A 9,052-nucleotide genomic window follows, 5' to 3' on the forward strand; every position below is an offset into this window, starting at 1 on the left:
TCCTTTCTCGTTTAGGCTTGATGGGGAAAATACAAACGGGTAACATAGGCAAAGCTTCCTTGTTCCGCTCCCAGAACACGTTCTGTGATATGAGCGAAAGCTTCCACTTTTTTGAGAAGCTGATCTTCCTCCCATTGAAAAATACCCTGATCCAATAAAAATTGTGAGGATACCAGTAAAAACTCAATCGATTCCTTTGGATTGGGTGTGTGAAACACTCCTTCCTCGATGCCCTGCTCAACCACTTCAGCCAGGATAGGACTTAATCGAAGAACTGTCTCAACAAGACTCTTTTGATGCATTTCCACATTTTGTACATGGTGCAGTTGCTCAATCAGTCCCAGCTTGTTGTCATCAGGCTGATTCTGCGCCATAATAATGCGAAAAATTTTGTCATGCGCGTTCAGGTTCGGATCAGATACCACACGTCTGGCTGATGCCTCCCCGTTCAGAATAAAACGCATGACGATGGCGTTCATTACCTCTTCCTTGGACTGGAAGTAATAATAAAAGGTACCCTTCGCAATGCTGCAAGCCTGAAGGATATCCATGACAGTCGCTTTGGTGTACCCTTTTGTCACGAACAGAATCTCGGCGGCATCCAATATTTCATTTCTGCGTTCTTCCGGATTTTTGATCAATCTCATTTTCTGTCCTCCAATCCATTCGACCGACTGTCGGTCTATTCTAGTCGTGAAGTTCTCCGGTTAGAACCCCATTTCGGTTAACCATTGTGACAGATGGCTTTCCCGGTTTTTCAGATCCTGACGTTCTCTTGCATATTTTCCGATATTTTTGTCAGCAACCAGCTTGCCATCCATCATAAACAGAACCCGTTCCGATCGGGCGGCCACTTTGACATCATGTGTTACCAGGAGAATGGTTGTGCCGGCAGCATTGATGTCTCCGAGAATATCCATGATTTCGTGTGTTGACTTGGAATTGAGTGCCCCTGTCGGCTCATCCCCAAACAGAATATCCGGATTGTTGATCAACGCCCGGCAAATGGCAATCCGCTGCAACTGTCCCCCTGAAGCTTGCGTGATGTTGTGATGAGCCAGCGTATCAATCCCCATCTTTTTCATGAGTGACATCGCCCGTGTATTAATTGCATCCCTGCTGCTGTTCTTGGCAAGATACGCGGAAAGCACAATGTTGTCGAGCAGATTCAGATTTTTGAGAAGATGAATGTTCTGAAAGATAAACCCCATTTTGGTCAAGCGCAGACTGGCCAGATCACTCTCCTGAAATGCCGATATTTTTTTGCCGTTAAAATAGACACTCCCGCCACTGATCTGATCCATGCCGCTAACGTTGTACAACAATGTAGACTTGCCTGAGCCGGACGGCCCCATAATCGAGACGAACTCTCCCTTTTTTAACTGGAGATTGATATCTTTCAAAATGCTATGTTCATCATTCTCGCCGATTGCTACGGATTTATTCACGTTTTTTGCTTCTAGTATCGTTGTCATCGCTGATTCTCCCCTATTCCACGATCATTTTGGATATGCTAGTTTCCTTGATCGACTGGATGCTGATCCAAGCCGTCAATACGATAGTGCCTGCAAGCAACAACGGACACAGGATGTAAGCCTGTACCGGGTTAATTACGAAGACAATACTGGATGCACCAAAGGTGGACATGATGCTGCTGACAAGCAACGGCCCGAGCGTATTGGACAGTACCGTTCCGGCAGCAACGCCCACGACCAAAATAATAAGCGACATCACCACATACTTCAGTTTTATCTTGGATAAGGCAAAACCGAGACTTCGCAATACAGCAATATCATTGTTGTCCTTTGCTACCAACATTTGAAGGAACAACGAAGTAATTAATATCGAAATGAATACACCAATGGCCAAGGCCAGCATGGTCACCATTTTTAATTGCTGAATGGTTCCTCCGAGCGTCTGATCGAGATAACCTTGGAGATCCGTCACTTTGGCTGGAGCGAAGGACGTCTCGTATTCGGCAATTTTGGTCGCCATTTGACCGCGATCTTTCAGATCAAGGCTGACCACATACCACAGAACGCTGTCCTTGTTGTATGGCAGCAGAGCTTTCGCTGTTTTCCCGCCGTTTGTCACGTCTTGATAGATACCGCTGACTGTCATGACCTGATCTTTACCGTTTACCAGCAGGGTGAGCTGTTCCCCCGTTTTCAGTCCGAGCTCGCTGCTGTTCGCATCCGACAATGCAATTTCGTTCCCGGCTGCTGGTGCATTACCACTGACATAGGACAAAGGGAAAATGCTGAAGTCCCCGGTCTCCACGCTCAGATTATCATAGCTGCCCTCCGCATTCCGAACCTTGAACTGGCTGGTTACCAGTGGGGAATACGTTTTGATACTCGGGTCATTTTTGATCTCGGTGATCAGATTATCATAGCGTTGCTCCACATCGTCCGTGTGTCTCAAGTCGATACGAATGTCGCTCTGTCCTACGCCCATATAGGAAATAAAGCTTGGTGCCTGCAAGGTATTGAGGAAGTTAATCGGCACAATCATGATGAACGAACTGACGACAAACACAAATAATAACAAACGAAACATTTTGATTCGCTGTACAACTTCCTTCAGTCCCAGAAAGACAGGTACGGAAGACCAGCGATTTCGGGACAGACTAAGGCGATTGCGAATGATCTGCGTATCTCCCAGACTTCCTGTCCGCAGCGCCTCCACCGCAGAAATGGAACGAAACCGCCGCAATACCGTCCGGCAGAACAGCACCACCATGACAAAGATCAAACCGGCAGCCAGCAATGGCACGGCGAAATGCAGCACGGTTGCAGGGGCTTTGCCCATATACAACAAAATATTTGCGACAAACAGCCTGTTTACACCAAGTGATGCAACGTACCCCAGCAAGGAAGCCAGGCCTGCCATAAATATATACTTCATGAGATATAGTTTCTTGATATCTTTCTCCGCGATTCCAATGGCCTTCATGACACTGATCTCCCGGTAATCCTCTTCAATCGTTGCCAGCATCGTGAACCGAATACAGAGCATGGCAATCAGAATCAACACAAGACTGACCAATATGATGACGGCTGCGATTACACCATCGGTCATGGCATTCAGTAACTGAAACAGACCGTAAGTTACGACCGGACCGGCATTAGGCAAGCCTGCATTTTGGTAAGCTTGGGTGAACGCCCCTATCTGTCCAGAATCTTTCAGGCGAAACTCGATCAGATATTCCATCTCCCCGACGCCCTGCTTCAGTTCCTCCAGATTATTCGAACTCACCACAAAACGTTTGGAGTGAACAACGGAAGGATTCATCTGGGCATCTCGAACAAAATCAACGATGGTATACGAACGCTGAAATTGTCCATTGTCGATTTGGATCTGATCTCCTAAGCTTAATTGTTTTTGCTGCATGTAATATACAGGAACCGCGATCTCCCCATCGTTAACCTGAATGATGTCACTGTTCAAATTCAGCAAGTAGTCAAAATTCTGATTTTGTGTAACAAAATCAATATCCATTACACTGCTTTTCTCTGACTCTGTCCCAAGAAACAGATTGGCGCCATCAATATTGACCATCTCTACAATCTGATGCTGGGCAACGTTGGATTGACCATCAGCCCAAGTGTTTACTTTGGCCTGATCCAATTCTCCAGCGTGCATCTGTACAAAATGTGGTGCCTTGGATTCAGAGAACAGATATTGAATGGAACTCGTCAGTTCCATAATCATCCTTGATCCCGAAGATACCAGCAGGGCAGCCAGCAGTACAAAAATAAACAGCGCAGCTGTGATCCCTTTTTTTCTGGTGATATCATTTCTCAGCATTCGTAGCAGCATAAACGAACATGGCTCCTCTCATCTACAAGTTGTTCTTATTCATCTGGAGTCATAAAGCTTGTCAGAACCTGTGCCACCGTTGAAGGTTGATGCATGATAAACATATGATTGCCCTCTCTGATGGTCTGAAGCTTCATTGGTGGTTCAACGTATCGGCCCCATTTCAGCGCCGACTGAAGGGAAACCGTACGATCTCGTTCCCCCCACAAATACAGCACCGGCATTGACAAAGGCTGATGCTCAATGCTTGCTGCCGATTCAAGCAGTCTGAAATCAGCCCTAATCACAGGCAGGAAATAATACAACAGTTCTTTTTCATGCATTAACTCTTGTGGAAGCCCATCGTAAGAGAACAGATGATCAATCAGCCCCTCATCAGACATTCCTTCGTAATGCTGGTTACCACACTCGGATGGCGTGTTGCAGGCAGATAATACAAGCTGCAGCGTTTGCGCAACATCCGGAATTTCCTGATATAAACGTTGTGCAACGAAATAGGCCGTAATGCCTCCCAGACTATGCCCAAACAACGTACTGCCCGGTCGAATCACATGCAGAATCTGGCTGGTATACAGCTCCACCAGTTGCTGCATATGCTCCAGAGGAGCTTGGGTATTCAGACCATGGCCCGGAGGTGTGAAGGCCCAAATCTCTGTGTCCGGCAGTTCCCCAACAAGCGGCTGAAAGCTCTGAGAGTGACCGCCAAGGTAGGGAAAACAGACGAGTTGTCTGTTCCCCTTCCCCGTTTGCAGCTGTTCCAGATACTTTAATTCCATCATGTAGTCATCACCACCTGCCTACTTTGTGTCCAGAACATAAGCAGGAAATGTCTGAAGCTGGACATCAACTTTTTTGCGTTTGAAGATAACATGAATGACAACTGCGGATATGACAAAGAAGAAGAACTGCATAATTTGCACTTGCGGATTAAAGTAATACAGGTCGATTTGGCTTCCCGTGGCCACGAGCCAGAAGGCCAACAGATAAAATAGCAGCGTACCTCTGGTAGCATTGAAAATGTAGCTTTGGAAAACGATAAACGCCATAAGTTGAACAACATAGTATATGTAGGTGGTTGAGGTGCCGAAGGAAGAAATCAGGTAACCCGGAAGCACCCATAATCCAAACAACAGACCTGTGAGCAAACCACTTGTGACGTTATTTTTCAGCTTTCCTTGGAGAAAGGGTAACAAAAATCCGATCCATCCGAACAACCCACCAATGAGTCCCGTTTCCTTAACCAAATTCAGAATACCGAGCCAGATCATTTCCGGTACACTATATGTCAGATCAGGGACTGGTATGCCGAACAACAAGGAACCAAAGTGCATCGTTGAAGCGAAGACGATGGAAATTCCAATAATGAGCGGAATCCAGAATAGGTCCTTTTTGCGTGGAACCAGCTTTAGAAACATGCCTTTGAGCGCTTCCTTGCCGCCCATCAAATAACAAGTAATTAATCCGGCAATTGAAGGTGAGTACAGCGCAATAATTGCGAGCGGATGCATCAGGTGTAATTCACCTGTGATCGGGACGATGAAATCGGAAAAGAACATAAACAAACTTGCAATGCCGTAACATGTACCAAAGGAAATGCCCAAAAACAGATACATGTATTTGTTGGATGGACTGGTTGCCGGACTCGCAACTGGACGGATGGATGCCTGATTCGCTGAAATCATATTGCCGCCCCCTTCGCATTCAGCTTTCTCTCAATCAGATCCTGCAGACGGTTAATGGTACAAAAATTGGACAAATCCAGATCCTCATTTCCGATTTCAATCTGGAATCTACGTTCCACAAAGTCCACCAAACGCATCGCAAAGAGTGAATTGACAAACCTCAACTCAAAGTAATTGTCATCATCGTTAATTGGAGTGTCCTCATGATCCATAGTAAGGTTATTTCCGATGAATTCCCGAATTTCCTGACGATAATCCACTGCCCTTCCCCCTTGTTATTGATGTTGCCTTTCAGGCACACAAACTTCAATGTAATCCGGAAACTCCACAGCTTGCTGCAAATCATGATAAAACAATACGTTTCCGTCATCATCTGTGGATCGCAGCTGAAATCCAGCAAAACGGTAACTGATGTTCATCATCCGGTTTTTGCCGGTATCTTTGAAGTCAGCCAGCATCTGTTTCCCCTGCTTCCTGGCTTCACGCATAATGTGAGTAAGCAGCACACTGCCCGCCCCTCTGGACATGACTCGGCAAGACATCAGCAGCATGTTCAGTCTCCATACATCCGGTTGCATATGAATCAGCGCAAGTCCAATCTTTCCATACGTCCCGTATTTGTCCTCCAGTTCACACACCAGTAACAGGTGATCCTGCGAGGTCATCAATTGATGCAGCTCTTCATAACTGTAAGTAATGCCTGTGGCATTAAGCTGATTGGTGCGAACCGTCAGTTCCTCCGCACGCTGCAAGTCTTCTTCAGCAGCTTCATAGATGGCAAACTTCATACCAAGACTGGCCAAAAATTGCTCAGACGGGCCTTCATACTGTTCTTCCGCCTGCTTGCGGATTGAATCAGCTTGGTACATATGCCTTCTGCGCGCGGAGTCTGATGTAATGAACCGAGGCATAAGCCTTGTATCATCAAGCAAGGTCTCGTATTGATCAGCCTGAAGAACATGGATATCTGCATGAACACTCTGCACTTCCTCCAGTTCAAAGGGCTGGTCATCCACAAACATAAGCGCATCCATGCCTATATTGATGTTCTTCTGAATACGCTGAACTGAGACAGACTTTGCATCCCAATGGATTTCGGGATACAGAAAATATTCGGCAATGCCCAGTTCAACAAGTTTTGCCCAAGCCAGCTCTGCATCATTTTTACTGGCAATGGAGTGCAAAATCCCCCGTTGGTCGAGTTTTTCGATCACCTCCTTGATGCCCGCCTTCAGTTGTACATCCCCCGTCTCAAGCAAAACACCATCCCAAATCGTATGATCCAGATCCCAAACGATACATTTGATATCCTTGCCCCGTTCCATGGACATGCCCTCCTTCATCTTAATAGGCATAGAATCCTTGACCTGTCTTGCGTCCCCATTGTCCGGCATCGACCATTTTTTGCAGCATCGGACAGCATCGGAATTTCGGGTCCTGATAACTGTCGTACAATACTTGGAGTGAGTGCACGACCGTATCCAGACCAATCAAGTCGGCTGTCTCCAGAGGGCCCATCTGATAGTTAAAACCCTTTTTCATAATCGTATCTACCTGATCAGGTGTTGCAATGCCATCCTGTACAATGAACGCTGCTTCATTCATCAGCAGATGGGACAGACGATTGGAGACAAATCCGGGCAAGTCCTCAATTACGACAGGACTCTTCCCGAGACTCTCCAGAAACGCCACCATTTCTCGTTCCGTATCCGGCGTTGTATGGTGGCCTTTAATGACCTCTACCATCGATTTGACGGGAACCGGATTCATCAGATGTACCCCGATGGCCCTGCCGGGATCAGGCAGAAAGGAGGCCAGCTTCGTAACGGAAATACAGCTCGTGTTCAAGGCATATATCACATCCGAACGCATTCTGGTGCCCAGACGTTGATAGACTTCCTTTTTCAACTCCAAATTCTCGGTTACATTCTCAATAATGATATGGGCTTCTTCAATCCCCGCATCCTCCGTCTGGAACGAAATTCGCTCCATAATTTGGCTCAGCGGAACGTCTCCGTATCCCCGTTTCAAAAAACAGGCTGATCGGTATTCACGACGGATCGTTTCAGACGCCTGGGTGATAGCTGTTTCCGAAATATCTTGCAGAATCACCTGGTATCCAGCCCTCGCAATATCCAGGGCCGTAGCACAGCCCATTACCCCTGCGCCGATAATTGCAATGAGTTGATTATGCAAACCTAACCACTCTCCTTGTTGAGCTATCGTCAGATCAGTTCGTCATAAAGCTCTTTCATCTCCGCCAGTGCGGCAGGAACACGCTCGCTGAACCAGGCAACATCCTTCATCTCCAACATAATATTTGGGTACATCCGCGAGAGCGTTGACACCAGAATGCCATGCTCGGCAAGCTTGCCATTCAACAAAATATCAAAAGACATTAATTCAAACGTATACTCAGACGTATCCTGAAGCGGCTCTGTACAGCAGTGATAAGAAGCACAGCCCGGAGGACCCTGCACAACCAGCGGGAGTCCGGCCTTTGCTGCTTCCCGGCGGAGCACATCATGAATCATCTCGGCATGACGGTTCATGATGTCCATGGCCTGTCCTCCCTTGCGGCCAAGCATCTCCAGCGTTGCCTTTACTGCAGCCGTACCCAGCGGGTACCCATTAAACGTCCCCGCATGGATTACTTTTTTATCCACGAGCAGCTTCATGATTTCCGACTTTCCAACCAGTGCTGATACTGGCACGCCGCCACCAGCGATAGCCTTCCCAAGCGTCGTCAAATCTGGTGTAACACCGAACAGCTGTTGAGCCCCGCCCAGTCCCATACGGAATCCAGTAATAATTTCATCAAAAATGAGAACAATCTGATAATCGTTACATAGCTGTCTCACTTTGTGCAGATAGCCTGGAGCAGGCATCACTCCGCCTCCATTGACACATACAGGCTCCATGATGACGGCTGCGATATCATCACCTTGCTGCCGGAAAAGTTCCTCCAACCGTTCGGCGTCATTCCATGGCAACAGATAGGACTGTGACTCCATGGCATCTCTTGCCCTTCCTTTCGTTCCCTTCATGTCGCCAGGATAGTCGGAAGGAACCGGCAGACCTGTACGTGCGGTCTTGCCGCCCATAATATTATCCGCATTGCCATGATAGTGGCCTTCGAAGCGAACAAAGCGGTTTTTCCCTGTATATGCTCGCGCAAGTCGAAGTGCATTCTGAACAATCTCTGTGCCGGATAACCCGAAACGAATCATCTCTGCCGAAGGTACGTATTGATGGATTAATTCCAGCGCCTCTGCATCCAGATCACAATGACTCACGGACAGAACACGATCAATGGTATCTTTCAGACACTCGTTATACTCCTCATTGCCATGACCTACAATCAGGGCACCAAACCGGGCATACAGGTCCAGATACTCGTTACCATTCATGTCCGTCACTCTGCTTCGGGAAGCATGCGTGAAATGGAGCGGTGTTTCTTCCCACGGGAGATGAAAATTATAATGCACGCCTCCGGGCAGCCTTTGCTTCACCCGCTGGTTATAATCCGACATGTCTGTAATCATCCT

Annotated in this window: 9 protein-coding genes; all 9 read right to left on the reverse strand. The window is 47.2% G+C overall.

Going from position 1 to position 9,052, the window contains the following annotated elements:
• Nucleotides 1-11: 11 nt before the first annotated feature.
• From HP548_RS26600 to HP548_RS26640, 9 genes are read right to left on the reverse strand one after another with little or no spacing between them, the layout of a single operon-like run.
• A complete protein-coding gene (locus tag HP548_RS26600; RefSeq protein WP_099857019.1) occupies nucleotides 12-647 on the reverse strand; it encodes a TetR/AcrR family transcriptional regulator in 636 nt (211 codons plus the stop codon).
• Nucleotides 648-707: 60 nt separating this feature from the next.
• Nucleotides 708-1,475 (reverse strand): ABC transporter ATP-binding protein, encoded by a 768-nt coding sequence (locus HP548_RS26605; protein ID WP_099857017.1) that lies wholly within the window; start codon nucleotides 1,473-1,475, stop codon nucleotides 708-710.
• 13 nt (nucleotides 1,476-1,488) lie between these two features.
• Nucleotides 1,489-3,822: an ABC transporter permease gene (locus tag HP548_RS26610; protein ID WP_175383290.1), complete on the reverse strand. Its 2,334-nt coding sequence runs from the start codon at nucleotides 3,820-3,822 to the stop codon at nucleotides 1,489-1,491.
• 35 nt (nucleotides 3,823-3,857) lie between these two features.
• Complete coding sequence (locus tag HP548_RS26615; RefSeq protein ID WP_099857013.1) at nucleotides 3,858-4,601, reverse strand: thioesterase II family protein; 744 nt, start codon at nucleotides 4,599-4,601, stop codon at nucleotides 3,858-3,860.
• An 18-nt stretch (nucleotides 4,602-4,619) separates the two neighbouring features.
• Nucleotides 4,620-5,504: a hypothetical protein gene (locus HP548_RS26620; RefSeq protein ID WP_175383291.1), complete on the reverse strand. Its 885-nt coding sequence runs from the start codon at nucleotides 5,502-5,504 to the stop codon at nucleotides 4,620-4,622.
• Nucleotides 5,501-5,764 (reverse strand): acyl carrier protein, encoded by a 264-nt coding sequence (locus tag HP548_RS26625; RefSeq protein WP_099857011.1) that lies wholly within the window; start codon nucleotides 5,762-5,764, stop codon nucleotides 5,501-5,503. Before HP548_RS26625 ends, HP548_RS26620 begins: the two co-directional genes overlap by 4 nt.
• 15 nt (nucleotides 5,765-5,779) lie before the next feature.
• Nucleotides 5,780-6,829, reverse strand: a complete 1,050-nt coding sequence (locus HP548_RS26630; RefSeq protein ID WP_099857009.1) for an HAD-IIIC family phosphatase — start codon at nucleotides 6,827-6,829, stop codon at nucleotides 5,780-5,782.
• Between the two features lie 19 nt (nucleotides 6,830-6,848).
• Nucleotides 6,849-7,700 (reverse strand): 3-hydroxyacyl-CoA dehydrogenase family protein, encoded by an 852-nt coding sequence (locus tag HP548_RS26635; RefSeq protein WP_099857007.1) that lies wholly within the window; start codon nucleotides 7,698-7,700, stop codon nucleotides 6,849-6,851.
• Nucleotides 7,701-7,729: 29 nt separating this feature from the next.
• Nucleotides 7,730-9,049 (reverse strand): aspartate aminotransferase family protein, encoded by a 1,320-nt coding sequence (locus tag HP548_RS26640; RefSeq protein ID WP_099857005.1) that lies wholly within the window; start codon nucleotides 9,047-9,049, stop codon nucleotides 7,730-7,732.
• Between the last annotated feature and the right edge of the window lie 3 nt (nucleotides 9,050-9,052).

It is taken from the genome of Paenibacillus taichungensis, from assembly GCF_013359905.1.
Lineage (GTDB): Bacteria > Bacillota > Bacilli > Paenibacillales > Paenibacillaceae > Paenibacillus > Paenibacillus taichungensis.

Excerpts from the sequence above, each read along its gene's own strand:
- HP548_RS26600 (WP_099857019.1), bottom strand. The coding sequence starts at position 647 with ATGAGATTGATCAAAAATCCGGAAGAACGCAGAAATGAAATATTGGAT.
- HP548_RS26605 (WP_099857017.1), bottom strand. The coding sequence starts at position 1,475 with ATGACAACGATACTAGAAGCAAAAAACGTGAATAAATCCGTAGCAATC.
- HP548_RS26610 (WP_175383290.1), bottom strand. The coding sequence starts at position 3,822 with ATGCTGCTACGAATGCTGAGAAATGATATCACCAGAAAAAAAGGGATC.
- HP548_RS26615 (WP_099857013.1), bottom strand. The coding sequence starts at position 4,601 with ATGATGGAATTAAAGTATCTGGAACAGCTGCAAACGGGGAAGGGGAAC.
- HP548_RS26620 (WP_175383291.1), bottom strand. The coding sequence starts at position 5,504 with ATGATTTCAGCGAATCAGGCATCCATCCGTCCAGTTGCGAGTCCGGCA.
- HP548_RS26630 (WP_099857009.1), bottom strand. The coding sequence starts at position 6,829 with ATGGAACGGGGCAAGGATATCAAATGTATCGTTTGGGATCTGGATCAT.
- HP548_RS26640 (WP_099857005.1), bottom strand. The coding sequence starts at position 9,049 with ATGATTACAGACATGTCGGATTATAACCAGCGGGTGAAGCAAAGGCTG.